Genomic DNA, 26,373 nt, shown 5'->3' on the forward strand with positions numbered 1-26,373 from the left:
TCAGGACCATGACGGGGGCCGCCGGGACGGCCAGACCGCCACGAGTCGCGCAAAGGAGCCGATTCCATGACATTGGCGAGCGCGATCAGGCGGCCGGCGACGCGCACCCCCGATACGGGCGGGAGGCGGCGCCCCGTCGACCACGGAGCCTGGTTCCTGGTGCTGCCCGCGCTGATCCCGATCCTGGTGCTCAGCGTCGGACCGCTGCTCTACGGGATCGCGCTGGCGTTCACCGACGCGCAGTCGGGCCGGACCGCGCCCACCCAGTGGATCGGGGCGCTCAACTTCCAGGACCTGCTGCACGACACCCTGTTCTGGGACTCGTTCCGGATCGGACTGCTGTGGGCGGTCGGGGTGACCGTGCCGCAGTTCCTCCTCGCACTGGGGCTCGCGCTTCTTCTCGACCAGGACCTCCGCCTGCGTCCGCTCGCCCGCGCCCTCGCGATCATTCCCTGGGCCATGCCCGAGGTCGTCGTCGGCATCATGTGGCGGCTCGTCTACAACCCCGACGCGGGCATCCTCAACGAGACCCTGCGCGACCTCGGCCTCGGCGACGGCCACGACTGGCTGAGCGGTCTCGGCACCGCCCTGCCCGCGGTGATCGTCGTCGGCGTCTGGGCGGGCATGCCGCAGACCACGGTCGCGCTGCTGGCAGGGCTGCAGAACACCCCGCGCGAACTCCACGAGGCGGCCGCGATGGACGGCGCGGGCGCCTGGCGCCGCTTCCTGACCGTCACCTGGCCCGCCCTGAGACCGATCGCCCTCGCCATCACGGCGCTGAACTTCATCTGGAACTTCAATTCCTTCGCCCTGGTTTATGTGCTGACCAACGGCGGACCCGGCGGCCGGACCCGGCTCCCCATGCTCTTCGCCTACGAAGAGGCCTTCCGCTACGGGCAGTTCGGCTACGCGGCGGCCATGGGCTGCGTGATGGTCGCGGTGATCTCGGTGCTGCTCGCGATCCGGCTGGCAGGCCGGCTGAAGGGAGACGAGGACGCGTGAAGACCCGCAAAGGGGCCCGCGCCGGCCAGTACCTCGCCCTGCTCGCCTATCTCGTCTTCCTGGCCTTCCCCTTCCTCTGGCTGATCTCCACCGCGTTCAAACCGGCCCGCGAGCTGGCCAGTCTCCACCCCACCTGGATCCCCCGGAGCCCCACCCTCGCCAACTTCCGCCAGGCCTTCGACGAGCAGCCGCTGCTGCACGCCGCGCTCAACTCGCTGCTCGCGGCCCTCGGCGCGGCGGTCGTCGCCGTACTGATCGCGACCCCCATGGCCTACGTCATGGCGCGCCACCGCACCCCGATGGCGAAGGCCGCCACGGGGTGGGTCGTGGTCAGCCAGGCGTTCCCGTTCGTGCTCGTGATCATCCCGCTGTTCCTGGTCCTGAAGAACCTTCGGCTGATCGACTCCCTCCTCGGGCTGGTCATGGTGTACGTGGTGTGGGCGCTGCCGTTCGCGCTGTGGATGCTGGTGGGGTACGTACGGGCCGTGCCCGCCGAGCTGGAGGAGGCCGCGGCGGTCGACGGCGCGGGAAGGGCGCGGACGCTCCTTTCCGTCACCGCTCCGCTGCTCGCGCCCGGCATCGTGGCGACGGCGCTGTTCGCGTTCATCAGCGCGTGGAACGAGTTCTTCTTCGCGCTCGTGCTGCTCAAGACCCCCGAGAGACAGACCCTCCCGGTCGTCCTCACGCACTTCATCGGGGCGGAGGGGGTCGCGGACCTCGGCCCGCTCGCCGCGGCGGCGACCCTCGCGACCCTGCCGTCCCTGGTCGTCTTCGCGATCATCCAGAAGCGGATCACGGGCGGCATGCTCGCCGGGGCGGTGAAGAGCTGATGCGCGGGGAGCCGGTGCGTGGGAAGCCGATGCGTGAAAGGCCGATGTGTCTGAAGCCGGTGCGCGCGAGCGGGTGCGTCGCGTTGGTCATGGGGCTGCTGCTCCTGCTGGGCACGGGCTGCTCCGGTGGCGGCGGCGGATCGCAGGACGGCCGGATCACCCTGCGCTTCCAGTCCCTGGCCTGGCAGCAGGAGTCCGTCGCCGCGAACAAGGCGCTGGTGAAGGAGTGGAACGCCACCCATCCGGACGTCAAGGTCGAGTACGTCCAGGGAAGTTGGGACAGCGTCCACGACCAGCTGCTCACCTCCTTCGAGGGCGGCGAGGCGCCGGACATCATCCACGACGCCTCGGACGACCTCGCGGACTTCGCCTACGGCGGCTATCTCGCCGATCTGCGCACGCTGCTCCCCGCGCGGCTCAAGTCCGACATCCCGCAGCACAGTTGGGACGCCGTGACCTTCGGGGGCGGGGTCTACGGCGTGCCCTTCCTCCAGGAGCCACGCGTCCTGATCGCCAACGCCGGCTGGCTGAAGGCGTCCGGCGTCCGCATTCCGACGCCCGAACGGCCGTGGACCTGGGACGAGTTCCGGGCTATCGCGAAGCGGCTGAGCGGCAAGGGCAGGTACGGCGTCGCCTGGCCGCTCAGGGAACCCGTCTCGGCGACGCTCAACCTCTCCCTGTCCACCGGCGGACAGCTGTTCCACCGGGGCGCCGACGGCAAGGTGACCGTCCGCTTCGACACGGCCGACGCGGTGGTGCCGCGGACCGTGCACGACGAGGTGAACACGGACCGGAGCGCCTCCAGCGCCACGCTCGGCATGGGCGGCTCCGACACATTGCCCGGCTTCTTCGGCGGGAAGTACGCGATGGTGCCGCTCGGGTTCTCCTACCGCCAGCAGATCGTGCAGCAGGCGCCGAAGGGCTTCGACTGGCAGGTGCTGCCCGCCCCGGCCGGCGCGGACGGGCTCACCCAGGGCGTCAGCCCGCAGACCCTGTCCATCGCCGCCGACAGCCCGCACAAGAAGGAGGCCGCCGCGTTCGTCGACTTCCTGCTCCGGCCGGAGAACATGGTCCGCCTCGCCCTCGGCGACTGGATGCTGCCCACGGGGACCGAGGCTCTCAAGGACCCTGCCCTGCACACCGCCAAGAACGGCTGGGCGACCGGCGCCGCCCTCGCCTCCCACCTCCGCCCGGCCCCCGCCCAGTCCGTGCGCGGCTATCCCGAGTGGAAGGACAAGGTGGCGACCCCCGCGTTCCAGGAGTACTACAGCGGGGCGATCGGGCTCGCCGAACTGAGGAAGCGGCTGGTGAGGGACGGAAACCTGGTGCTGGCCCGCTATCAGAGGTGACAAAAACAGGTTGGACGAGACGTCTCGTCTTGTCTAGGGTCGTCGCATGACCACTCGCTCCGCCCACATCGCCATGTTCTCCATCGCCGCCCACGGGCACGTGAACCCGTGCATCGAGGTGATCCGCGAGCTCGTGGCGCGCGGTCACCGCGTGACGTACGCGATTCCGCCCGCCTTCGTCGAGAAGGTCGCCGAGACGGGGGCCGAGCCGAGGCTGTGGCACTCGACCCTGCCCACGGACGACGACCCGCAGGCATGGGGGACCGAGCTGATCGACAACATCGAGCCCTTCCTGACGGACGCCCTGCAGGCCGAGCCGCAACTCGCGGCGGCCTACGAGGGTGATGAACCGGACCTCGTGCTGTACGACATCACCGCGTACCCGGCCCGGGTGCTCGCCCACCGCTGGGGCGTCCCGATCGTCCAGCTCTCCCCGAACCTCGTCGCCTGGGAGGGATACGACGAGGAGGTCGGCAAGCCGCTGTTCGAGCCGCTCAAGCGGACCCCGCGCGGTAAGGCGTTCTACGACACCTTCGCGCGCTGGATCGCGGAGAACGGCATGGACCTGAGCGTCGAGGACTTCATGGGCCGCCCCGACCGGTGCCTCGTCCTCATCCCCAAGGCCCTCCAGCCGAACGCCGACCGCGTCGACGAGAAGCGGTACACCTTCGTCGGCGCCTGCCAGGGCGACCGCGCCGCGCAGGGGGACTGGCGGCGGCCCGCGGACGCCGAGAAGGTGCTGCTCGTGTCGCTGGGATCCACCTTCACCAAGCAGCCCGACTTCTACCGCACGTGCGTCGAGGCCTTCGGCGGGCTGCCGGGCTGGCACGTCGTGCTGCAGATCGGCCGCTTCGTCGACCCCGCGGAGCTGGGGGAGGTGCCCGGCAACGTGGAGGTCCACCCGTGGGTGCCCCAGCTCGCGATCCTCCGCCAGGCCGACGCGTTCATCACGCACGCCGGTGCGGGCGGCAGCCAGGAGGGGCTGGCCACCGGCACCCCGATGGTCGCCGTACCGCAGGCCGCCGACCAGTTCGGCAACGCCGACCTGCTCCAGGCGCTGGGCGTGGCCCGTCACCTGCCGATGACGGAGGTCACGGCCGAGACCCTGCGGGAGGCGGTCCTCGCCCTGGTCGAGGATCCCGAGGTGGCGCGCCGCCTGGCGGTGATCCGGGAGGAGATGGCGGGAGAGGGCGGCACCGGGCGGGCGGCCGACCTCATCGAGGCCGAGCTGTCGGCGGGCGCGTAGGCGCGAGGGGCGCATGGACAAAGGGCCTGTTGGTTCCCTGGGGAACCAACAGGCCCTGATGCCTGAGCGGTTACGGTGTCACACCCCGGCCCGCTCGCCCTCCCGGGCCGGCGGGAGCACGGCCTCCGGCGACTCGTCGTGGGTGAAGTCCGGCAGCCGGTTCAGCCACTTCGGCAGATACCAGTTGCGCTCGCCGAGCAGCGCCATCACGGCCGGCAGCAGCACCCCGCGGATGATCGTCGCGTCGATGAGCACCGCGGCCGCCAGGCCCACACCCATCTGCTTCATGGACTGCATGGACAGCGTCCCGAAGATCGCGAAGACGGCGACCATGATGACGGCGGCGCTGGTGACGACACCGGCCGTCGTGACCACCCCGTGCCGGATCGCGTCCTTGGTGTCCCGACCCCGCAGCCGCGCCTCACGGATCCGCGAGACCACGAACACGTGGTAGTCCATCGAGAGCCCGAAGAGGATCACGAAGAGGAACAGCGGCAGCCAGGTGATGATGGCGCCCACGCCCTCCGCGCCGACCAGCGAGGCGCCCCAGCCGTGCTGGAAGACGGCGACCAGGATGCCGTAGGCCGCCGCGACCGACAGGAGGTTGAGCACGATCGAGGTGATCGCGATCGTCAGCGAGCGGAACGAGAGCAGCATCAGCAGGAAGGCGAAGACGACCACGAACGCGAAGACCGGGGCCACCGAGCCCAGCAACTGGTCGCTGAAGTCGTGCGATCCGGCGACCTGACCGGTGATCGGCGCCTGGACGCCGTCGACCTTGCCGAGCGTGTCGGGCCGCACCTTGTCGCGCAGCAGCTGAAGGCTCTTCTCCGCCTTGTCCTGGTCGGATCCGCCCACGAGGGGCACGTACACGAAGGCGACGTTCTGTGCCGCGTGCACCTTGATGTCGACCGGGCCGCGCGAGGCACCCGAACTGATGGCCTGGGTACGGAAGTCGGCGAGCGCGGACTTCACGTCGGCGGCGTTGATGTCGTGCGCCTTGACGACCACCTCGGCCGGCTCGGAGCCGCCGGGGAAGGCGTCGTTGACCCGGTTGTACGTCCCCACGATCGGCAGCGAGTTGCCGAACTCCTTGTCCAGCGTCAGCTGTTGCGTCTTCATGCCGAGGGCGGGAGCGGCGATGGCCAGCAGCGTACCGGCCGCGACGACCAGCGAGACGGCGGGCTTGGCGAGGACGACCCGCAGCACCGCGCTCCAGAACCGGCTGCCCTCCTCGGCGGACCGGACGCGCTTGCCCCTGGCCCGCCGCTTGTCCGGGTGCAGGAACGGCAGACGGCCCTTCTCGACCCGCTCGCCGAGCAGCGAGAGCAGCGCGGGCAGCACGGTGACCGAGCCGACCATGGCGACCGCCACGACCATCAGCGAGGCCAGCCCCATCGCCTCGAACTCGGCGAGCCCGGTGAAGAGCATGCCGGCCATCGCCACGCACACCGTGACACCGGAGACGACGATGGCGCGGCCACTGGTGGCGGCGGCGATCCGCAGCGCGGCACCGGCGTCCCGGCCGGCCTCGCGCTCCTCGCGCTCACGGCGCAGATAGAACAGGCAGTAGTCGACGCCGACGGCCAGACCCACCAGGAGCATCACGGAGTTGGCGGTGTCGCTCATCGGCTGGAGGTGGCTGACGATGCCCATCAGGCCCATCGTCGCCATGATCGCGGTGACCGCGAGCGCCACCGGGAGCAGCGCCGCCACCAGGGCGCCGAAGGCGATCAGCAGAATACCGAGGGCCACCGGCACCGCGGAGTACTCGGCCTTCTTGAAGTCGTCGCCGAACGCGTCGGAGAAGGTCTTCTGCATGCTGGCGCCGCCGATCTCCTCGATCCGCAGCCCCGCATGGTCCTTCTGGACGCCCTTGACGGCGTTCAGCACCGGCTCGACGCGGTCGCCCGCAGTCTCCGCGTCGCCCCGTATGTCGAACTGCACGAGCGCGCTGCGCCCGTCCCTGGAGATCGTCTTCGTGTCGTACGGGGAGGTCACGTCCGTGACCTTGCCGGTGCCCTCGACGGCCTTGACGACGGCGATGACGGCGGCGCGGAAGTCGGCGTCCGTCGCCTTGACGCTCGCGTCCTTCCCCTGGATCAGGACGCTCTCACCGGCCGGAGCCTTGATCCCCGAGTCCTCGATGATCTTCGCGGCGGTGTGTGTCTCGCCCTTGAGCTGATCGCTCTCCTTGACGTCGACGCGGCCCGCCGCCGAGCCGAGCCCCATCGCCAGGACGACGAACAGCACCCAGATTCCCACGGCGGCCCATCGGTGCCGGGCGCTCCAGCCGCCTGCCCGCGCGGCGATGCCCCGCACCCGTATGTCTCCGTTCCCCATGACGGGCCAGCCCCCTTGTGCACGGTGACAGCCCCCTGCCGTCACCTCTGCTTATGAAGGTAGGGGCCGGATAAGAGCGTCTCCTCGTGCTGTCCGGTGAACCCCGGGACCTCCGGCTCCTCCCCGCGGACCCCGTCGTCTCCGCACTGGGGAGGACAGGGGCCCCTTACACCTATCCGGGCCTCTCGGGGATCCGGATCAGGGTGCGGCCGCCGATCGGGACCGGGGTGCGGGTGTTGATCCACCTGGGCCCGACGGCCGTCCTATGGTGTGCGGATGACGACGACGTACGCGGCACTGCTGCGCGGGATCAACGTGGGCGGCAACAAGAAGGTGCCGATGGCCGAGCTGCGCACACTGCTCGGGGAACTCGGCCACGGCGACGTACAGACGTATCTCCAGAGCGGCAACGCCGTCTTCTCCACCGACCGCGGGGACGAGGACTCCCTGGCGGCCGAGTTGGCCGAGGCCATAGAAAAGCACTTCGGCTTCGGCGTCGGCGTACTGGTCCGCGACCACGCCTATCTGAGGGCCGTACGGGAGGCCTGCCCGTTCCCGGCCGCCGAACTGGAGGCCAAGCAGCTGCACGTCACCTACTTCTCGGGCCCCGTCGACCCCGAGCGCTTCGCCTCGGTCGACCCGGCGGTGTTCCTGCCGGAGGAGTTCCGCCTCGGCGACCGGGCGCTCTATCTGTACGCACCCGACGGCCTGGGACGCTCCAAGCTCGCCGAGGCGCTGTCGAAGCCGCGGCTCCTCAAGGGCGTCACCGCCACCACCCGCAACTGGAACACGGTCGTCAAACTCGAGGAGCTGACCGGTGCCTGAGCACAACCCCGCCGTGGAGGCCGCCATCATGGGCGAACTAAGGCTGCTCGACGCGGAGGTCCGCCGCTCGCCGGAGCGGCTCGGAGCACTCCTCCACCCCGACTTCTACGAGTTCGGCAGCTCCGGGCGGCTGTGGGACCGCGCCTCCGTCCTCGCCGAACTGACCGGCAACGCCGTGCCCGGGTCACGGCCCCTCACCGCCTCACACATGAAGGGCGTCCAGCTCGCACCGGACCTGGTCCACCTCACCTTCGACACGGAGGAGGACAACGGCCGCCGGGTGCACCGGAGTTCGCTGTGGCGGCGGACGGAGGACGGCTGGCGCCTGTACTTCCACCAGGGCACACCGTTCAGGTCCGACCCAGCGTGACCTTTCGTACGCCGCCATAGGTGGTGTACGAGACGATCTCGTCCGGGACCGTCAGCCTCGGGTCCCGGTACAGGCGTCGCAGCTCGTCCTCGCTGCCGGCCGCGGCGACGGAGTCGATCAGGGCGAGCTCGCCCGCGTCGAGCGCGGCGTCGTCGAGGATCTCCGGGCCCCAGGCGTCCCAGGGCAGCAGCTCGACGCCGTGAAGAGCGGCCAGGTCGCGCAGGACGTCGGCGCGGACGAACCACAGGCCGTGATACGACAGACCCTCGATCCCGTTGAGGTCGAACACGCCGAACCTCCCGGGGTCGGCTTCTCCCGCGCGGCACACCCGCCAGGCGTCCGTGGCCACCAGGAACTGGTCGCGGGGCACGTCCATCGGGTCGAAGTCGATGTCGTACCCGTGGTGGACCTGCGGGTCGGCCAGCCGCCAACTGCCGTCCGGCAGCCGGTACTCGGTGACCCAGTGGTCGGCGTAGTACGCGTCGAAGTACCGGGCGAAGCCACAACGGAGCCGGGCCGCCGTCCCCGTGGCCCGCAGCAGGGAGCAGTGCAGCAGCGCGAAGTCCCGGCACGTGCCCACGAACCGCTCCGCGGGCGCCCGCCGTTCGGTGAGCGGCGCGTCCCCACGCTCCGCGAGGATCCGCAGCACCTCCGTCGCGTAACGCGACTCCGCGTCCTCGTGCACCCGTTCCTCGGGGATGGCGTAGCCGAAGCGCGGGCCCTCGCCCCGATGGATGATCAGATCTCGGACAACGCGGGCGAGTTCCCCCGGATCGCGGGGCAGTCCGCCGAGGTCTGGGGCGTCGCCCGGATCGCTGTAAGGCGTCTGCTTCAGGTATTGGTCCATGCGCGGGATGCTCGTCCTTGCCCCAGGGGAAGGGTCAACCCAGCGCCGCCATGTCCTCGGCGGTGAGCCGCACCGCGCCCGCGTCGAGATTCTCCTCCAGATGCGCGAGGGATCCCGTGCCCGGGGTCGGGCACAGCACCGGGGAGCGGTGCAGCAGCCAGGCCAGGGCGATCTGCCCCGGTGTCGCCCCGTGCGCGGCGGCGATCCGGGCGCACTCCGAGGCGACGGTGAGGGAGCCGTTGCCCAGCGGGAACCAGGGCAGGAAGGCGATGCCGCGCGCCTCGCACCGCTCCAGCAGCGGCTCCGCGTCGCGGTCGAGCAGGTTGAAGCGGTTCTGGACCGAGGCGATGTCCGTCAACTCCAGTGCCTCCTCCAGCTGTTCGGCGGTGACGGAGTCGAGCCCGATGTGCCGGATCTTGCCCTCCGCGCGCAACTCGTTGAGCACGCCCAGCTGTTCGGCCATCGGCACGGCCGGGTCGAGCCGGTGCAACTGGTACAGGCCGATCGACTCGAGCCGCAGCCGCCGCAGACTCGCCTCGCACATCGCCCGCAACCGCTCGGGCCGCCCGTCGACGTGCCAGGCACGGTCGCTGGTACGCACGACGCCGCCCTTGGTCGCGATCAACAGGCCCTCGGCGTACGGGTACAGGGCCTCGGCGACCAGCTCCTCGGCGATCGAGGGACCGTAGTTGTCGGCGGTGTCGACGAGGGTGACCCCGCGCCCCACAGCCCGCCGCAGCACGGCCACCGCCTCCCGGGCGTCCCCGCGCGGCCCCCAGTAGCCGGGACCGGTCAACTGGGCGGTGCCGTAGCCGAGCCGCCGCACCGGCGGCCGACCGCCGAGGGCGAAGCTTTCCGAAACCATTTAATGGAGGGTACACACGACTGTGCGAGGCTCGTCCCCATGCGCTACATCATCATCGGAGCGGGAGCGGTCGGCGGGGCCATCGGCGGCCGGCTGGCCGAGGCGGGCCACGAGGTGGCACTGGTCGCGCGGGGAGCGCACTACGAGGCGCTGCGCACGCACGGGCTGCGGCTCATGACCTCGGAGGGGACACGTACGCACCGGCTGCCCACGGTCGACGGGCCCGCGGCGCTCGGAGAGCTGCGCCCCGACGACGTACTGGTCCTGGCGGTGAAGACGCAGGACAGCGAGGCGGCCCTGGAGGCGTGGGGCCCGTCCCCCGTGGCGGGCGGCGGCACGGCCGCCGAACGGCTGCCGCTGGTCTGCGCGCAGAACGGGGTGGAGAGCCCCCGGATCGCGCTGCGCCGCTTCCGCCGGGTGTACGGCGTCTGCGTCTGGCTGCCCGCGACCCTCGTCGAGTCGGGCGCGGTGTCGGCGGCGGGCGCCCCGCTCACCGGAATCCTGCACCTGGGCCGCCATCCGCACGGCACGGACGAGACGGCCCGCCGCATCGCCGCCGACCTGGAGAAGGCCCACTTCGAGGCACCGGTCGTGCCGGACGTGGCGCGCTGGCAGTACGCCAAGCTGCTCGGCAATCTCGCCAACGCGATCGAGGCGGTCAGCGGCGTCCTGACCAGCGAGGAGGGCTTGGCGCTCTTCGCACGGGTGCGCGCAGAGGGCGAGGCGGTGCTGGCCGCCGCCGACATCGCGTACACCGGCGAGGAGGAGCAGAAGAAGGCCCGCGACAACAAGATCAGGTTCGAGCCCTTCGACGGCTCCGAACGCGGCGGCGGCTCCTCCTGGCAGTCCCTCGACCGCGGCACCGGCACCATCGAGGCCGACTACCTCAACGGCGAGATCGTCCTCCTCGGGCGGCTGCACGGGGTGCCGACCCCGCTCAACGAGCTGCTCCAGCGGCTCGCGAACACCTTCGCGCGCGAGCGCAGGGCGGCGGGGTCGCTGCCCGTCGCGGAGCTCGTACGCCTCGCCGACGAGGCTGTCGCGTTTGTTCAAGAGGAGCGCGCGCCGCGTCCCTAGCGTGGAGCGCATGAGCAATCCGTACAAGAACGTGCACCCGTACATGGTGGAGTGCGCCGCCGAGGCCGCCCGGGTGGCCGGCGGTGTCACGGCGGCGCAGCTGGCGGAGCCGGGTCCCACGCACTGCCCGGACTGGGACCTGCGCACCCTGGTGAACCACTGGGTCCTCTACACCTCGCACGGCCTGGAGCACCGTGCGCTGCGCAAGCAGCTCGCCGAGGAGCTGACCGGCCGCGACTTCACGGCGGATCCCGGCTGGGCGCGGGCGTACGCCGAGCAGCTCGACCGTGCCGTGGCCGCCTGGGACGACCCCGCGGTGTGGGAGGGCGAGGTCGACCTCGGGATGGCGAAGATGCCCGCCGCCGACATCGCCTCGATGATCGTCAAGGAGATGGCGGTACACGGCTGGGACGTCGCGACGGCCACCGGCCAGGAGCTGCGGATCTCGGACGGCGCGGCCCGGTTCGTTCTGGACGTCGTCGACACGCACGCCGACCTGTACCGCCAGTACGACGGCTTCGCCGACCCGGTGCCGGTTCCCGACGACGCGCCCCTGTTCGATCGGGCCCTGGCGCACAGTGGCCGGGATCCGCGGATGGCCTGATGTCCTTCGGCTGAACAGTGGTCCGGGACATGAACGCTGCTCGGATGAATAGGTGTCCGACAGAAGGGAGTTACGCCGTTCCTGTCGCATTCATTGACGGTGGCACATCATAGATCCTACCTTTCTCGGCGTTGGGTACAGGCTGATCCCACGGGAGGGGAACATGCCCATGCGCCGAAGAGCCGCCCTAGTCACCCTGATCTCCACGGTCCTGGCCCTCGGAATTCCGGGCGCCGTGTCCTCCGCCCAGCCCGCGACCTCCGACCTCTACGTCTCCCCGAGCGGGAACGACCACGCGAACGGCACCGCCCGCCACCCCGTACGCACCCTGGAACGCGCCCGCGACCTCGTCCGCGAGCGCGTCACGGGGATGAAGGGCGACCTGACGGTCCACCTCGCCTCGGGTACCTACCGGCGGACCACACCCCTCACCCTCGACGCCCGGGACTCGGGCACCGGCGGCCACCAGGTGATCTGGCAGGGCACCGGGAACACCGTCGTCAGCGGTGGTCGACAGGTCCAGGGCTGGCGCCCGGTCGCCGGGAGGCCGGGCCTGTGGTCCGCGCCCGCTCCCCAAGGCCTCACCGACACCCGGCAGTTGTACGTCGACGGGGTGCGCGCCCAGCGCGCCCGCGGGGCCGTGCCGGTGACCCTCACCCAGACCGCCACCGGATACACGGCGTCCTCCGACACACTCGCGCACTGGAAGCACCCCTCCGACGCCGAGTTCGTCTACACCAGCGGCGAGTCCCTGTGGAACGTCGAGCGCAACGGCCTGGGCCAGTGGACCGAGCCGCGCTGCCGCGTCGCCGCCACCGAGGGCACCACGATCACGATGGTCCAGCCGTGCTGGGACAACTCCAACAAGCGGGTCGAGTTCCCGGACATCCCCGGCCGCACGGTCAGCATGGTCGGGCCCGGCCACCTCACCAACGGCGGCAGGGCGACGTACATCGAGAACGCCTACGAACTCCTGGACCAGCCCGGCGAGTGGTACCTCGACCGCACCGCGCACCGGGTCTACTACCTGCCCCGCAAGGGCGAGAACCTCGCGCGCGCCGACGTCGAGGCGGCACAGGCCGAGAAACTGATCGACGGACGGGGCACGGCCACCGCGCCCGTCCACGATCTCGCCTTCCGAGGCCTGCAGTTCAGCTACGCCACCTGGCTCACCCCCTCGGGGCCCGAGGGCTTCTCCGAGATCCAGGCGGGCTACACCATCACCGGCGAGAAGGGCTGGGCGACCCAGGGCCTGTGTCAGTACGTCGAGGGCGGCACCTGCCCCTTCGCGTCCTGGACCAAGATGCCGGGCAACGTCTCCTTCACCCACGGGCAGCGCATCGCGTTCAGCGACGACGTCTTCGCCCATCTCGGCGCCTCCGGCCTCGACCTGGGCACCGGCTCGAAGGACTCCACGGTCAGCGGCAGCGTCTTCACCGACATCTCCGGCAACGGACTGGAGATCGGCGGAGTGGACGGACAAACCCCGGCCTCCGGAGTGCGGGTGACGGACAATCACCTCTACGGCCTGCCCCGCGAGTTCCACGGTGGCGTGGCGATCCTCAACGGCTGGACCCAGAGCACCACGATCGCCCACAACCAGATCGACCACGTCGGCTACAGCTCCGTCTCGCTCGGCTGGGGCGGCTGGCCCGACAAGATCGGCGACCCGGCGACCCCCAACCCCAGCCACGACAACACGGTCCGCGACAACCTGATCTTCGACTACATGCAGATGCTCGACGACGGCGGCGGCATCTACACCCAGGGACTGACCGGCACCTCCCTGGCCGACGGCGAGAAGGTCACCGGCAACGTCATCCACGACCAGTGGGGCCTGGGCAAGAACGTCTACACCGACAACGGCTGCACCTACGAGACGGTCGAGGGCAACGTCCTCTACAACGCCTCCTACGCCAACGTCGCCTCCCGTCACACCGACTACCGCGACACCCTCGGCAACAACGACCCGACCCTCGTCAAGGACAACTGGTGGGAGGAGGGAACCGCCGACGGCGACAACAAGGGCCTGGTGACGACCGGCAACAAGATCATGGCGGCCCCGTCCGACGTACCGTCGCAGATCATCGGCAACGCGGGACTCGAACCCGCCCACCGTGGACTGCTGAACCGCCGCGTCGGCGCCGACTCCACCCCGGAGGCCCCCTCCCGTGTCGGTACGAGCACGGCGGGCGTCGACGCCCTGTACGTGACCTTCAACCCGAGCTTCGTGGACGGCGGTTCACCGGTGACCGGCTACACGGCGCGGGCGTACGACGCGTCCGGGCGCCAGGTGGGCGAACAGGCCGTCGGCGCGGCCGAGTTCAAGCGCACGGCGGTCGTACGGATCGGTGGACTGCCCGCGTCGGCCGGCCCGCTCACGGTCACCGTCACCGCGAACAACGCCCACGGCACCAGTGCCCCGTCGCTCGCCTCGCTCCCGCTGACCCCGACCGCCGTGACCGCGCTGCCGGGCGTACCGACCGGCCCCAAGCTGCGTACGGCGTCCACCGCGGCCACCGTGGCCTGGACCCCGCCGACGGCGACCGGCGACGCCAAGGTCGTCGGCTACCGCGTCACCGTCTCCGACGGCCGCGCCCCGATCGACGTCACGGGCCGGGACGTGCTGGTCGGCCAGCCCTCCGCGAAGGGCATGTTCCGGGTGATCGGAGGCCTCAGGCCTGCCACCTCGTACACCGTCACGATCGCGACGGTGACGGCGGCGGGCACGGGACCGGCGGCCACTGTGACGGCCACCACCAAGGCGTGAGAGTTCAGGCGCCGAGCGCCGCCAGCAGCGGGACGCGTGCCTCGTCGTACCGCTCCAGCAGGACCCGTGCCACCTCCGGCGCCGGGCCCAGTACGTCGGCCAGTACGTCCGCCTCGGCGGCCCCGCGGGCGATGCGGTCCGGGAGGAAGCCGGGGGCGAGGACGTAGGGGGCGACGGCGACACGTGCGCAACCGAGGGCGCGCAGTTCGCGCACCGCGTCCTCGGTGCGCGGAAGGGATGCGGAGGCGAACGCGGGCCGCACGGCGCACCAACCGGTGTGCCGCCACTCCCGCGCGATTTCTGCGATCACCGCGATCGCCTCCGGGTCGGTGGACCCCGCGGAGGCCAGCACGACCCCCGTCGAGGACTTGTCGGCGGGGGTCAGCCCCGCCTCGTACAGTCGGCGTTCGAGCGCCGCCGTCAGCAGGGGGGAGGGGCCGAGCACCTCCGCCTGGCGGATGCGCAGCCGTGCCGGGGCCTCCCGCAGGACCGCCGGGATGTCCGCCTTCGCGTGGAAGGCGCGGGTGAGGAGAAGGGGGAGGGCCACTACATCGCGTACGCTCTCCGCCGCCAGGGACTCCAGCACCGCCGGCACCGAGGGGATGTTGAAGTCGAGGAAGCCGGTCTCCACGCGCAGGCCCGGACGCCGGGCCCGCACACGCCGTACGAGGGCGTGCACCGTCGCGGCATGGCGCGGATCGCGGCTGCCGTGGGCGATGACCAGGAGGACCGGGCGACTCGTCATGACGGGCTCAGCTCTTCACCAGGAGACCGCGGCTGCGCAGCACCCACCGCTCCAGCGGGCTGAAGATCAGCAGGTCGATGGCGATACCGACGAACAGGATGAGGAAGATGGCGAGGAAGACCATCGACATGGAACTGGCGGTGCGGCCGTTCTCCAGCAGCTGACCGAGGCCGATGCCCAGGTCGGGGGAGGAGGCGATGATCTCCGCCGCCATCAGGGAGCGCCAGGAGAACGCCCAGCCCTGCTTCAGACCGGCGAGATAGCCGGGCAGCGCGGCCGGCATCACGATGTGCCAGGTCCCGCGCAGGCCCGTCGCGCCCATCGTGCGGCCCGCCCGCAGGAACAGCGGCGGCACCTGGTCCACGCCCGACACCAGGCCGTTGGCGATGGACGGGACGGCACCGAGCAGGATCACCGCGAACATCATCGAGTTGTTCAGGCCCAGCCAGATGACGGCCGGCGGCACCCAGGCCACGGACGGCAGCGATTGGAGCCCGGAGAGGATCGGGCCGATCGCGGCGCGGACGAACTTCACCCGGGCCACCAGCAGACCCAGCGGCGTACCGATCACCAGGGCGAACAGGAACCCGACCAGACCGCGCGAGACACTCGTCCAGATGTAACCGAGCAGCGTGCCCTGCAGCCAGGCGTTCTTGACCTCGCCCCAGACGTCGGACGGGGAGGGCAGCTTGCTCGGGTCGGTGACGACCTTGAACGAGATCAGCGCCTGCCACACCACCAGCACCAGGGCGATGGCTACGAGCGGCGGCAGTATCTTCTCGACGAAGGTCTGGCGGAAGCCCGGCCGACCCGAATGCGCGGCCGTCTCCAGGGCGTCGAGGCCCGCTTCCAGGCCCGCCATGTCGCTGCCGGTGCTGTCCTTGACGTGCTGGTCGGCCGCGTCGGCCTTCGTCTCAGTGCTGGCCATGGCGGCGGATCTCCCCACGCAGTTGTTCGGTGATCTCGACGGACAGCTCCGCCACGGCCGCGTCCTCGATGCGACGCGGCTGCGGGATGTCGACCCGCCACTCGTGGGCCACCCGGCCCGGGCGCGAGGACAGCAGGACGACCCGCTCGGCCAGCCGCACCGCCTCACGCACGTTGTGGGTGACGAAGAGGACGGACAGCCGCGTCTCGCGCCAGATCCTGGTCAGTTCGTCGTGCAGGACGTCCCGTGTGATGGCGTCCAGCGCAGCGAACGGCTCGTCCATCAGCAGGATCTGGCTGTCCTGGGCGAGCGCGCGGGCCAGCGCGACGCGCTGGCGCATACCGCCGGACAGCTCGTGCACCCGCTTCCCGTACGCGCCCTTCAGCCGGACGAGTTCGAGCAACTCCTCCGCACGGTCGCGGCGTTCGGACTTCGCGACGCCGCGCAGCCGCAGCGCGAGCTCGATGTTCTTGCCCGCGGTCAGCCACGGGAAGAGGGCGTGCTCCTGGAACATCAGGGCCGGACGCCCGTTGGTCGTGATGCTGCCCGCGGTCGGGGCGTCGAGGCCCGCGACCAGGTTGAGCAGCGTCGACTTTCCACACCCCGAGGCCCCCAGGAGGGTGACGAACTCGCCCGGCGCGACATCGAGGGTGATGTCGTCGAGGACGAGCTGGGGCCCCGCGGGTCCGGCGAAGGACTTCGAGACATGCTCGATCCGGGCGGCGTGCTCCACCACTTCGGCGCCGTCGGCGGCCTTGGCGAGGGTCGTGGCCATGGTCGTCACCTCCTGGGAACTCATCGGTGTGGGTCCTTACTTGACGCCGAGGCCGGCGTCGGCGACCGTGCTCTCGCCCGCGGCCCCCAGGACCTTGTTCAGGAGCGTGAGGTCGTAGATCCCGCCCAGGTCCGGCTTCTCCAGCAGGCCCGCCTTCACCGCGTGCTCCGCCTCGGTGTTGAGGGTGGCGGCCAGCGGGTCATTGGTGATCTGGATGGACTTCCAGGCCGGGTCGAGCACCTTCGCCGGGAGCTCCTTGCCGGAGTCGACCTTCAGCTGGGCGTTGGCCGCCGCCTTCGCCTGGTCGGGGTTGGCGTTGATCCACTTGTTGGTGTCGACCGAGCCCTTCAGCACGGCCTCGACGACCTTCGGGTGCTCCTTGAGGAACTTCTGCGACACGATGATGTTCGTGATCACGAACTTCTTGTCGGGCCACAGCGAGGCCTCGTCGAGCAGGACCTTGCCGCCCTCGGCGACCAGCTTGGACGCGGTCGGCTCCGGCACCCAGGCGCCGTCGATGGAGCCGGACTTGTAGGCGTCCGGGGTGATCTTGTTGTCCGTACGGACGACCGAGACGTCGCCCTTGCCGCTCTGCGCGTCGACCTTCCAGCCCTGGTCCGCGATCCAGTTGAGGAACGCCACGTCCTGCGTGTTGCCGAGCTGCGGGGTCGCGATCTTCTTGCCCTTGACGTCCTTCAGGGACTTGATCTTCTTCGGGTTCACCACGAGCTTCACGCCGCCGGACGCCGAACCGCCGATGATGCGCAGGCTCTTGCCCTGGGACTTGGTGAAGCCGTTGATCGCGGGCGAGGGGCCGATCCAACCGATGTCGATCGAGCCCGAGTTGAGCGCCTCGATCTCGGAGGGGCCCGCGTTGAAGATGGAGTACTCCGCCTTCGTGCCGCCCAGCGCCTTCTGGAAGAGGCCTTCCTGGCGGCCGACCAGAGCGGTCGCGTGCGTGAGGTTGCCGAAGTAGCCGATCTTCACGGTGTCGACACCGTCGATCTTCGAGGATCCGGCGGCGACCTTCTCCTTCGAGGACGAGGAGTCCTTGGAGTCGGAGCCATAGCTGCACGCGGCGAGCGCGAGCAGGGGGAGTGCGACGGCGGCGGCTATGCCACGGCGTACGAGGTTGGAGCGGATGGCAGGCACGGGAGGGGTTCCTCTCGTTGGCCCGGCGGTCACGTTTTCAGGTCGTGGCCGGGAGGTCGGCAGGTCTTCGTCGTCGCAACCGGGACGTCGGGTGGGGGGACGGGGCGCGCAGGCAGTGCGCGTACGTCATTCCGCACATCGCGCCACTCCGCCCTGCCCGCTGCCGAGGGCGCCGCTGCCGACGCGGCCGCCCTCCTTGGCGAACGTGGAGTAGAAGTCGGTGGGTGTCATGTCAGAAGTCCCACCCGTCGTCGTCGCCCTCGTCCTTGACCGGCTGCGGCGCGGCGAACGACTCGCCGACCATGCCCGCGGTCAGCGTGGTGCCGTCCGCCGGGTCGATCAGGATGAACGCGCCGGTGCGCCGGGAGTCGGCGTACGAGTCGAGCGGAAGCGGTTCGGCGGCACGGATCTTGACGCGGCCTATGTCGTTGGCGACCAGCTGACCCGGGTGCGGGTGCAGCGACAGGTCGTCGAGGGTCAGCCGGGACGGGATGTCCTTGACGATCGCCTTCACCGTGCGGGTGCCGTGCTTGAGCAGCACCCGGTGGCCGACGGTGAGCGGCTGGTCGGCCACGTGGCAGACGGTCGCCTCGACGTCCTGCGTGGTCGGGGGCGCGTCCTTGCTCGGCACGATCAGGTCGCCGCGCGAGACGTCGATGTCGTCCTCCAGCAGGAGGGTCACCGACTGCGGGGTCCACGCCACGTCGACGGGCTTGCCCAGCAGATCGATCCCGGCGACCTTCGTGGTGCGCCCGGAGGGCAGCACGGTCACGCTCTCGCCGACCCGGAAGCTGCCGGCGGCGATCTGACCGGCGTACCCCCGGTAGTCGGGGTGCTCGGCGGTCTGCGGGCGGATCACGTACTGCACGGGCAGACGGGCGTGGCAGTGCCCCAGGTCGTGGCTGACCGGGACCGTCTCCAGGTGCTCCAGGACCGTCGGGCCGCCGTACCAGTCCATGTTCGCGGAGGCGTCCACCACGTTGTCACCGGCGAGCGCCGAGATCGGGATCGCGGTGATCTCGGGAACGCCCAGCTCGGAGGCGTACGCCGTGAACTCCTCGGCGATCGCCGCGAAGACGGACTCCTTGTACTCGACGAGGTCCATCTTGTTGACGGCGAGGACCACGTGCGGGACACGCAGCAGTGCGGCGACGGCGGCGTGCCGGCGGGTCTGCTCGATGACGCCGTTGCGGGCGTCGACGAGGACGACGGCCAGGTCGGCGGTCGAGGCGCCGGTGACCATGTTCCGGGTGTACTGCACATGCCCGGGGGTGTCGGCGAGGATGAACCGGCGGCGCGCCGTCGCGAAGTAGCGGTAGGCGACGTCGATGGTGATGCCCTGCTCGCGCTCGGCGCGCAGGCCGTCGGTGAGGAGGGCGAGGTCGGGGGTGTCCTGGCCGCGGCTCGCCGAGACGCGCTCGACGGCCTCCAGCTGGTCCGTCAGGACCGACTTGGAGTCGTGCAGCAGTCGTCCGACCAGCGTGGACTTGCCGTCGTCGACGGAACCGGCGGTCGCGAAGCGCAGGAGCGTGGTCGCCGACAACTGCTCGACCGACAGCGGCTCGGTGGGTTCGGTGGTGCTGGTCATGTCTAGAAGTACCCCTCGCGCTTGCGGTCTTCCATCGCGGCCTCGGACATCTTGTCGTCGGCGCGGGTGGCGCCCCGCTCGGTGAGCCGGGAGGCGGCGATCTCGGTGATCACGGCGTCCAGCGTGGTCGCGTCGGAGTCGACGGCGCCGGTGCACGACATGTCGCCGACGGTCCGGTAGCGGACGAGCCGCTTCTCGACCGTCTCGCCGTCCTTCGGGCCGCCCCACTCACCGGCGGTCAGCCACATGTTCGACCGCTGGAAGACCTCGCGCTCGTGCGCGAAGTAGATCTCGGGCAGTTCGATGCCTTCGCGGGCGATGTACTGCCAGACGTCCAGTTCGGTCCAGTTGGAGAGGGGGAAGACGCGGACGTGTTCACCGGGGGCGTGGCGGCCGTTGTAGAGCTGCCACAGTTCGGGGCGCTGGCGTCGGGGGTCCCACTGGGAGAACTCGTCGCGCAGTGAGAACACGCGTTCCTTGGCGCGGGCCTTCTCTTCGTCGCGGCGTCCGCCGCCGAAGACGGCGTCGAAGCGCTCGGACTGGATCTTCTCGGTGAGGGGCACGGTCTGCAGGGGGTTGCGGGTGCCGTCGGGGCGTTCGCGCAGGATTCCGCGGTCGATGTAGTCCTGTACGGAGGCGATGTGCAGCCGCAGTCCGTGCTTCTCGACGGTGCGGTCGCGGTATTCGAGGACTTCGGGGAAGTTGTGTCCGGTGTCGACGTGCAGCAGGGTGAAGGGGATCGCGGCGGGGGCGAAGGCCTTCAGGGCGAGGTGCAGCATGACGATGGAGTCCTTGCCGCCGGAGAAGAGGATCACCGGCCGTTCGAACTCGCCCGCGACCTCACGGAAGATGTGGACGGCCTCCGACTCCAGGGCGTCCAGGTGCGAGAGCGCGTACGGGCTGCTGTCCGTCTCCTCGGAGACACTGGCGACGGTCGTCATGCGAGACCCCTTTCGGTGAGCAGCGCATGGAGCGCGGCCGCGGACTCCTGCACGGACTGGGTGTGCGACTCGATGCGCAGATCGGGCGACACGGGCTCCTCGTACGGGTCGTCGACGCCGGTCAGCCCCGAGATCTCCCCCGCGGCCTGCTTGGCGTACAGCCCCTTCACATCGCGTACGGAGCAGACCTCGACCGGCGTCGCCACGTGCACCTCCAGGTACGGGGTGCCGCCGGTCTGGTGACGCCCCCGGACCGCCTCGCGGCTGTCGGCGTACGGCGCGATCACCGGGACGAGCGCCTTGACGCCGTTGCGGGAGAGCAGCTCGGCGAGGAATCCGATCCGCTGCACGTTCGTGTCGCGGTCCTCGCGCGAGAAACCGAGGCCCGACGAGAGGAACTCGCGGATCTCGTCGCCGTCGAGCACCTCGACACGGTGGCCCTCGTCGCGCAGCCGGCCGGCCAACTCGTACGCGATGGTGGTCTTGCCGGCGCTCGGCAGACCCGTGAGCCAGATGGTGGCTCCGGTCGTCACTTGCTGCTCCTGGGAGATCTGGGTGGTCGTGGTCATCCGTGCAGCCCGCACTCGGTCTTGGAACGTCCCGCCCAGCGGCCGGCGCGGGCGTCCTCGCCCTCCAGCACACGGCGGGTGCAGGGCGCGCAGCCGACGGAGGCGTAGCCGTCCATCAGCAGCGGGTTGGTGAGGACGCCGTGCTCGGCGACGTACGCGTCCACGTCGTCCTGCGTCCAGCGGGCGATCGGCGAGATCTTGACCTTCTGCCGCTTCTCGTCCCAGCCGACGACCGGGGTGTTCGCCCGGGTCGGGGACTCGTCGCGGCGCAGTCCGGTCGCCCAGGCGTCGTACCTGGTCAGGCCCTCTTCCAGGGGCTTGACCTTGCGCAGGGCGCAGCACAGGTCGGGGTCGCGGTCGTGCAGCTTGGGGCCGTACTCGGCGTCCTGCTCGGCGACGGTCTGACGCGGGGTGAGGGTGATGACGTTGACGTCCATCACGGCCTCGACCGCGTCCCGGGTGCCGATGGTCTCGGGGAAGTGGTAGCCGGTGTCGAGGAAGACCACGTCGACTTGGCTGTCGCCCGGCTGGGCGCGGGAGGCGAGGTGGGCGACGACCGCGTCCTCCATGGAGGAGGTCACGCAGAACGTCTTGCCGAAGGTCTCGACGGCCCACTGGAGGATCTCCAGGGCCGAGGCGTCCTCGAGGTCGCGCCCCGCCTGCTCGGCGAGGCGCTTCAGGTCCTCCGCAGTACGGCCTTCCCGGCCGTCCTGATCTTCCCGATCCTTCTGAATCGTCGTCATTTCTCGTCCCCTCCACCTTCGTTGCGCTGAACCCCACGGGCGAGCAGCCCGAGGAACTTCAACTGGAAGGCCCGGTTGCACGCCGCGCATTCCCACGCGCCGTGACCCTGCTCGCTCGGACGGAGGTCTTCGTCGCCGCAGTAGGGGCAGTAGAAGGGAGCCGCTCGCTCGCTCACGACAGCGACTCCTCGCTCGCACGGGCGGCCCAGGTGGCGAAGCGCTCGTCGTCCTCGCGCTCCGCCTGGAAGCGCTTGAGGACCCGCTCGATGTAGTCGGGCAGTTCGTCCGAGGTGACCTTCAGGCCACGGACCTTGCGGCCGAAGCCGGCCTCCAGGCCGAGCGCGCCGCCCAGGTGCACCTGGAAGCCCTCGACCTGCTCGCCCTCGTCGTTCAGGACCAGCTGGCCCTTGAGACCGATGTCCGCGACCTGGATGCGGGCGCAGGCGTTCGGGCAGCCGTTGATGTTGATGGTGATGGGCTCTTCGAACTCGGGGATGCGGCGCTCGAGTTCGTCGATCAGGGAAGCACCGCGCGCCTTGGTCTCGACGATCGCGAGCTTGCAGTACTCGATGCCGGTGCAGGCCATGGTGCCGCGCCGGAAGGTGGAGGGCTTGACGGTCAGGTCGAGGGCTTCGAGGCCCTCCACCAGCGAGTCGACCTGGTCCTCCGTCACGTCGAGCACGACCATCTTCTGCTCGACGGTGGTGCGCAGCCGGCCCGAGCCGTGCGCCGCGGCCAGCTCGGCGATCTTCGTGAGGGTGGTGCCGTCCACGCGGCCGACGCGCGGCGCGAAGCCGACGTAGAAGCGGCCGTCCTGCTGGCGGTGCACACCGACGTGGTCGCGCCAGCGGGCGACCGGCTGGTCGGGGGCCGGACCGTCGACGAGCTTCCGCTCGAGGTACTCGTCCTCCAGGATCTGGCGGAACTTCTCCACGCCCCAGTCGGCGACCAGGAACTTCAGACGGGCGCGGGTGCGCAGGCGCCGGTAGCCGTAGTCGCGGAAGATCGAGATGACGCCCTCGTAGACGTCCGGGACCTCGTCCAGCGGGACCCAGGCGCCGAGGCGCTGGCCGATCTTCGGGTTGGTGGAGAGGCCACCGCCGACCCAGAGGTCGAAGCCGGGGCCGTGCTCCGGGTGGTTCACGCCGACGAAGGCGACGTCGTTGATCTCGTGCGCCACGTCGAGCAGCGGCGAGCCGGAGATCGCGGACTTGAACTTGCGGGGCAGGTTCGAGAAGTCCTTGTTGCCGATGATCCGGCGGTGGATCTCGTCGATGGCCGGGGTGCCGTCGATGATCTCGTCCTCGGCGATGCCGGCGACGGGCGAGCCGAGGATGACGCGGGGCGTGTCACCGCAGGCCTCGGTGGTGGACAGCCCGACGGCTTCGAGCCGGTTCCAGATCTCGGGGACGTCCTCGATACGGATCCAGTGGTACTGCACGTTCTGGCGGTCGGTGAGGTCGGCGGTGCCGCGCGCGAACTCCTGCGAGATCTCGCCGATGACGCGCAGCTGTTCGGTGGTCAGCCGGCCGCCGTCGATGCGGACGCGCAGCATGAAGTACTTGTCGTCCAGCTCCTCCGGCTCCAGGATCGCGGTCTTGCCGCCGTCGATCCCGGGCTTGCGCTGGGTGTACAGCCCCCACCAGCGCATACGTCCACGAAGGTCGTTGGGGTCGATCGAGTCGAAGCCGCGCTTCGAGTAGATCGTCTCAATGCGTGTCCGCACATTGAGACCGTCGTCGTCCTTCTTGAACTGTTCGTTTCCGTTGAGCGGGGTGAAGTGACCCACGGCCCACTGACCCTCGCCGCGGTGACGACTCACCTTGCGGCGGGGCGCGGCGGCGGGATTCTGCGGGGTGGCGGCCATGGTTGATACGTCCTTCGGGACTGCGGGACAGGAAGGAGAGCGGCTCTCAACTGCGCATATGGGCGCATACGGAAAGTACGCGCGCGTCATTGCGCAGAGGGACGCAAAAGGGAGAATGTCGGCTGGGCCGGGGCTGTCAGCTCGCCGGACAGATGGCGCTGGACATGCGGCCGAGGTCGACGTGCCGCCGACTCACCAAGGCAATTCCAGTTCCAGACATGACGGAAGCGTGTCACGGGGATCTCGGGCCAGTCCACCGTCATCCATCATGTGGACACCCTTGTCCCGAAGGGTGAGACGAAGGTGTTGTCGGTCACACAGCTGGGCAGGAATGGACGATCCTGCGGCCCGGTGACCGCCCGAGGGCGGGCCGAGGGTCGGCCCGCGGCAGGTCAGACGGCTCGCGCGCCCGGCCAGGGTCCGGGCGTGGCGACCTCCGGCTCCTCCTCCACCTTGGTGTCGAAGAGCTTGAAGCCGCGGCGCAGGTAGTTGTCCATCGCGTGCTCCCCGTCCTTGCTGCATGTATGCAGCCAGACACGCTTCGTCTCGGGCCGCCCCGGCCAGCGCTCCGCCAGGTCCCAGGCTCGCGCCACCCCGTACGAGAGCAGGTGCCCGCCGATCCGCCGGCCCCGGAAGGCGGGTATCAGTCCGAAGTACATGACCTCGACAACGCCGTCGTCCTGCGGGTCCAGCTCGACATAGCCCGCGGGCGTTCCCCGGTCGTAAGCGACCCAGGTCTCCACGCCGGGGCGGTCCAGGACCTCCTGCCACTGCGCGTACGTCCAGCTCAGGCGGTCGGTCCAGCGGATGTCTCCGCCCACGGAGGCGTACAGGAAGCGGTTGAACTCGGGCGAGGGGACTTCGGAGCGCACGATCCTGACGTCGCCGTCGGGTGTGATCGCGGGGAGCAGGTCGCTCGACGCGGTCTGCTCCAGGGACCAGGTGGTCACAGTGACGTTGCTCATGAAGGCCAGGGAACCACGGGGCTGCGCCCGGCTCCAAAGCGGGGGCTGCGTACCGGGACGCCTTGGTGTGTTCTTCGTCCGCGGCCCGGCGGGGGCCGATCGCGCAGTTCCCCGCGCCCCTAAGACGGGGCTGCGCCCCGATTCCCCCGCCCGTCCGGTTGGTTTGGCTGCGGGCCGGTGGGGGCCGCTCGCGCAGTTCCCCGCGCCCCTAAGACGGGGCTTCGCCCCGATCCCCCCGCCCGTCCGGTTCGTTTGGCTGCGGGCCGGTGGGGGCCGCTCGCGCAGTTCCCCGCGCCCCTAAGACGGGGCTTCGCCCCGATCCCCCCGCCCGTCCGGTTCGTTTGGCTGCGGGCTGGGGGGGGGCTGGGCGCGTGGTTCCCCGTGCGCCTGAAAGCCCTGGGGCGTTCGGCGTTCCAGGGCGAGGACGGGGGCCGCGCCCCACCCACCCCGGCCCGCATCTCCAGCCTGTCCGGCGTTTGAGGACGAGGCCGTTCAGGCCGATCGGGGGTTTGGGGGCGGAGCCCCCAAGTGGGGATGGGACGGGTAGGGGCGGCGGGGGCGAAGAACCCACCCGGGCTCTAGCCCAGGGACTTGTTCACCGCGGTCAACGGGACCGCGTACAGGACGCGCTCCGGTGTCGTGTCGGGGTCGGCGCCGGTGAGGGTCCACAGTTCGCCGGTCTCCTGCCAGTAGGACAGGGAGGCGGTGTGCTGGCCCCAACAGGCGTAGGACTGGTCACCGGTGCACTGGACCGCCTCGGCGGCATGACCGCTCTGCCGCCACAGCGTGCCGTGCCGGCCACCACTGGCGGGCGTGTGGCCGACGTACCAGTCGGCCTTGCGCGCCCCGGCCGGCGTATAGGAGAGGACACCCGAGAGCCCGGCGGCCTTGGTCGTGTAGGCCTCGCGCGCATCGACCCGCCCCAGGGAGTCGCTGCCGAGCAACCCCGCCCGGCCGGCGACGGTGCTGTACGAGTACCGCCAGATCCGGGTCCGCTCCGTGCCGTCGGCCGGCGCCGCCTCGGTGGCGACCAGGCTGTCCGGCGTCGAGGTGCGGTCCAGCGACAGGGAACCGAAACAGGGGTTCGCCCGGGCCTCGCCCGAGCCGCACGTGCCGCCCGCCGGGCTGTACGAGCCGACGGCCGGCAGCACGTACCGGTAGCCGTGCGCGGAGTAGCCGCCCCGCACCTTGCCGATCGCCCCGCTGTCCACGCCCGCCTTCAGGAGGTGGTGCAGGTCGAAGACGAGCAGGGAGTCGTCCTGCCCCGCGCCGTTCTGCGCGGTGACGATCAGCTTGCCCTGGTACCAGACCATGCCGCCCAGCCGGGAACGGACCGCGCCGAAGTCCCTGCCGCCGTCGCGCGGCGCGACCAGCAGCACCCAGCGGTACCTGAGCGCCGCCGGGTCGCTCGCGTCGATGAAGGCGACCCGGGCCAGACCCCGGTCGGTGGCGGAGGCACCCGCGGCCCGGTCGTCGTGGTTCCAGCCCGCCAGGATGACCCGCTGGTCGCCCCACCGGCCGTCCTGGGCGGCGTCACCGGAGGTGGTGACGGAGGCGGGAGCCCACGCTTGCGTCCGCGCGTCGTCCGAGGCCCAGCAGTACGCGCGGGTGGCGACCGGTTCGAGCGGCAGCGCGGCCCGCTCGGTCCCGGAGCAGTCGGCCTCGTCGCGCATCGTGTGGTCGGCGCTCGCCAGCACGCCGGAGACCCCGACGTTCCCACCCATGTTCCGGCTGAGCGTGCTGAGAGTGTCCCCGGCGACCAGGTTCTCGTGCAGTTGGAGCCTGCTGGTCTCGGCGGCCGACGTGAGCGGCGTCAGCGCGCCCGGGCTGTTGCTGCCCGTGGCCTGGGAGGTGCTGATCAGCGTGGCGGCCGCGGTGAGCGCGAGGGCGGTTCCGGCCAGGGTGGCGCGCAGCGCCTGTCCCCTTCGCCTACGACGGTGTCTGCCGCGGTGCTTCATGCGTCCTCCCGAGG

General features: G+C 70.6%; 25 protein-coding genes. 9 read left to right on the plus strand and 16 right to left on the minus strand.

From position 1 onward, the window contains the following. Window positions 1-66 precede the first annotated feature (66 nt). From OG798_RS38945 to mgt, 4 genes are read left to right on the plus strand one after another with little or no spacing between them, the layout of a single operon-like run. Entirely contained in the window at window positions 67-1,002 is a 936-nt protein-coding gene (locus OG798_RS38945; RefSeq protein WP_267063064.1) for a carbohydrate ABC transporter permease, read from the plus strand. Next, window positions 999-1,832, plus strand: coding sequence for a carbohydrate ABC transporter permease (locus OG798_RS38950; protein WP_267063065.1), 834 nt, complete (start codon window positions 999-1,001; stop codon window positions 1,830-1,832). Before OG798_RS38945 ends, OG798_RS38950 begins: the two co-directional genes overlap by 4 nt. 44 nt (window positions 1,833-1,876) lie before the next feature. Continuing rightward, entirely contained in the window at window positions 1,877-3,181 is a 1,305-nt protein-coding gene (locus OG798_RS38955; RefSeq protein ID WP_267063933.1) for an ABC transporter substrate-binding protein, read from the plus strand. 46 nt (window positions 3,182-3,227) lie between these two features. Continuing rightward, a complete protein-coding gene (gene mgt / locus OG798_RS38960; RefSeq protein ID WP_328758488.1) occupies window positions 3,228-4,427 on the plus strand; it encodes a macrolide-inactivating glycosyltransferase in 1,200 nt (399 codons plus the stop codon). Between the two features lie 78 nt (window positions 4,428-4,505). Here mgt and OG798_RS38965 read toward each other — a convergent pair whose 3' ends face one another. Then, complete coding sequence (locus tag OG798_RS38965) at window positions 4,506-6,770, minus strand: MMPL family transporter (RefSeq protein ID WP_121414732.1); 2,265 nt, start codon at window positions 6,768-6,770, stop codon at window positions 4,506-4,508. 276 nt (window positions 6,771-7,046) lie between these two features. Here OG798_RS38965 and OG798_RS38970 point away from each other — a divergent pair, with 276 nt between their 5' ends. Together OG798_RS38970 and OG798_RS38975 are read left to right on the plus strand one after the other, a co-directional pair. After that, window positions 7,047-7,595, plus strand: a complete 549-nt coding sequence (locus tag OG798_RS38970) for a DUF1697 domain-containing protein (protein ID WP_095852045.1) — start codon at window positions 7,047-7,049, stop codon at window positions 7,593-7,595. Next, the gene (locus OG798_RS38975; protein ID WP_328758489.1) at window positions 7,588-7,965 is read left to right on the plus strand and encodes a nuclear transport factor 2 family protein; all 378 of its coding nucleotides are present in this window, start codon (window positions 7,588-7,590) and stop codon (window positions 7,963-7,965) included. Before OG798_RS38970 ends, OG798_RS38975 begins: the two co-directional genes overlap by 8 nt. Here the strand turns inward: OG798_RS38975 and OG798_RS38980 are convergent. Together OG798_RS38980 and OG798_RS38985 are read right to left on the minus strand one after the other, a co-directional pair. Beyond that, window positions 7,946-8,812 carry a transglutaminase-like domain-containing protein gene (locus OG798_RS38980; protein ID WP_267063067.1) on the minus strand — a complete coding sequence of 289 codons (867 nt, stop codon included), beginning with the start codon at window positions 8,810-8,812 and terminating at the stop codon, window positions 7,946-7,948. The two genes, OG798_RS38975 and OG798_RS38980, sit on opposite strands and share 20 nt — an antisense overlap. A 34-nt stretch (window positions 8,813-8,846) precedes the next feature. Continuing rightward, window positions 8,847-9,677: an aldo/keto reductase gene (locus OG798_RS38985; RefSeq protein WP_328758490.1), complete on the minus strand. Its 831-nt coding sequence runs from the start codon at window positions 9,675-9,677 to the stop codon at window positions 8,847-8,849. Between the two features lie 39 nt (window positions 9,678-9,716). Between OG798_RS38985 and OG798_RS38990 the strand changes: the two genes are divergently transcribed. The 3 genes from OG798_RS38990 (at window position 9,717) to OG798_RS39000 (ending at window position 14,128) form a co-directional block, all read left to right on the plus strand. After that, window positions 9,717-10,754: a ketopantoate reductase family protein gene (locus OG798_RS38990; RefSeq protein WP_328758491.1), complete on the plus strand. Its 1,038-nt coding sequence runs from the start codon at window positions 9,717-9,719 to the stop codon at window positions 10,752-10,754. A gap of 10 nt (window positions 10,755-10,764) precedes the next feature. Then, window positions 10,765-11,358 carry a TIGR03086 family metal-binding protein gene (locus OG798_RS38995; RefSeq protein ID WP_097227419.1) on the plus strand — a complete coding sequence of 198 codons (594 nt, stop codon included), beginning with the start codon at window positions 10,765-10,767 and terminating at the stop codon, window positions 11,356-11,358. A 163-nt stretch (window positions 11,359-11,521) separates the two neighbouring features. Further along, on the plus strand, window positions 11,522-14,128 hold the full coding sequence (locus tag OG798_RS39000) for a fibronectin type III domain-containing protein (protein ID WP_328758492.1): 2,607 nt from the start codon (window positions 11,522-11,524) through the stop codon (window positions 14,126-14,128). Between the two features lie 4 nt (window positions 14,129-14,132). On the opposite strand, the gene OG798_RS39005 is transcribed toward OG798_RS39000, so the two are convergent. The 13 genes from OG798_RS39005 to OG798_RS39065 all read right to left on the minus strand — a co-directional run bounded on the left by OG798_RS39005 (window position 14,133) and on the right by OG798_RS39065 (window position 26,359). Next, complete coding sequence (locus OG798_RS39005) at window positions 14,133-14,873, minus strand: sirohydrochlorin chelatase (RefSeq protein ID WP_328758493.1); 741 nt, start codon at window positions 14,871-14,873, stop codon at window positions 14,133-14,135. A gap of 7 nt (window positions 14,874-14,880) precedes the next feature. Continuing rightward, the gene (locus OG798_RS39010) at window positions 14,881-15,801 is read right to left on the minus strand and encodes an ABC transporter permease (protein WP_095852038.1); all 921 of its coding nucleotides are present in this window, start codon (window positions 15,799-15,801) and stop codon (window positions 14,881-14,883) included. After that, on the minus strand, window positions 15,788-16,576 hold the full coding sequence (locus tag OG798_RS39015) for an ABC transporter ATP-binding protein (RefSeq protein WP_095857712.1): 789 nt from the start codon (window positions 16,574-16,576) through the stop codon (window positions 15,788-15,790). Before OG798_RS39015 ends, OG798_RS39010 begins: the two co-directional genes overlap by 14 nt. A gap of 36 nt (window positions 16,577-16,612) precedes the next feature. After that, window positions 16,613-17,728, minus strand: coding sequence for an aliphatic sulfonate ABC transporter substrate-binding protein (locus tag OG798_RS39020; RefSeq protein WP_328758494.1), 1,116 nt, complete (start codon window positions 17,726-17,728; stop codon window positions 16,613-16,615). A gap of 232 nt (window positions 17,729-17,960) precedes the next feature. Further along, complete coding sequence (locus tag OG798_RS39025) at window positions 17,961-19,316, minus strand: sulfate adenylyltransferase subunit 1 (protein WP_095852035.1); 1,356 nt, start codon at window positions 19,314-19,316, stop codon at window positions 17,961-17,963. A gap of 2 nt (window positions 19,317-19,318) precedes the next feature. Continuing rightward, window positions 19,319-20,257 carry a sulfate adenylyltransferase subunit CysD gene (gene cysD / locus OG798_RS39030; protein ID WP_095852034.1) on the minus strand — a complete coding sequence of 313 codons (939 nt, stop codon included), beginning with the start codon at window positions 20,255-20,257 and terminating at the stop codon, window positions 19,319-19,321. Further along, window positions 20,254-20,826 (minus strand): adenylyl-sulfate kinase, encoded by a 573-nt coding sequence (gene cysC / locus OG798_RS39035; RefSeq protein ID WP_095852033.1) that lies wholly within the window; start codon window positions 20,824-20,826, stop codon window positions 20,254-20,256. The genes cysD and cysC overlap by 4 nt, the downstream gene beginning before the upstream one ends. Then, window positions 20,823-21,569, minus strand: a complete 747-nt coding sequence (locus OG798_RS39040) for a phosphoadenylyl-sulfate reductase (protein WP_095852032.1) — start codon at window positions 21,567-21,569, stop codon at window positions 20,823-20,825. The genes cysC and OG798_RS39040 overlap by 4 nt, the downstream gene beginning before the upstream one ends. Further along, window positions 21,566-21,745 carry a hypothetical protein gene (locus OG798_RS39045; RefSeq protein WP_095852031.1) on the minus strand — a complete coding sequence of 60 codons (180 nt, stop codon included), beginning with the start codon at window positions 21,743-21,745 and terminating at the stop codon, window positions 21,566-21,568. Before OG798_RS39045 ends, OG798_RS39040 begins: the two co-directional genes overlap by 4 nt. After that, a complete protein-coding gene (locus OG798_RS39050; RefSeq protein ID WP_328758495.1) occupies window positions 21,742-23,436 on the minus strand; it encodes a nitrite/sulfite reductase in 1,695 nt (564 codons plus the stop codon). The genes OG798_RS39045 and OG798_RS39050 overlap by 4 nt, the downstream gene beginning before the upstream one ends. Before the next feature lie 136 nt (window positions 23,437-23,572). Further along, window positions 23,573-23,656, minus strand: a complete 84-nt coding sequence (locus tag OG798_RS39055; protein ID WP_309486338.1) for a putative leader peptide — start codon at window positions 23,654-23,656, stop codon at window positions 23,573-23,575. Between the two features lie 172 nt (window positions 23,657-23,828). After that, window positions 23,829-24,401 carry a GNAT family N-acetyltransferase gene (locus OG798_RS39060; RefSeq protein ID WP_095852029.1) on the minus strand — a complete coding sequence of 191 codons (573 nt, stop codon included), beginning with the start codon at window positions 24,399-24,401 and terminating at the stop codon, window positions 23,829-23,831. A 578-nt stretch (window positions 24,402-24,979) separates the two neighbouring features. Further along, entirely contained in the window at window positions 24,980-26,359 is a 1,380-nt protein-coding gene (locus tag OG798_RS39065) for a hypothetical protein (protein ID WP_267063072.1), read from the minus strand. Window positions 26,360-26,373 lie beyond the last annotated feature (14 nt).

This window comes from Streptomyces sp. NBC_00271 (assembly GCF_036178845.1).
Taxonomy (GTDB): domain Bacteria; phylum Actinomycetota; class Actinomycetes; order Streptomycetales; family Streptomycetaceae; genus Streptomyces.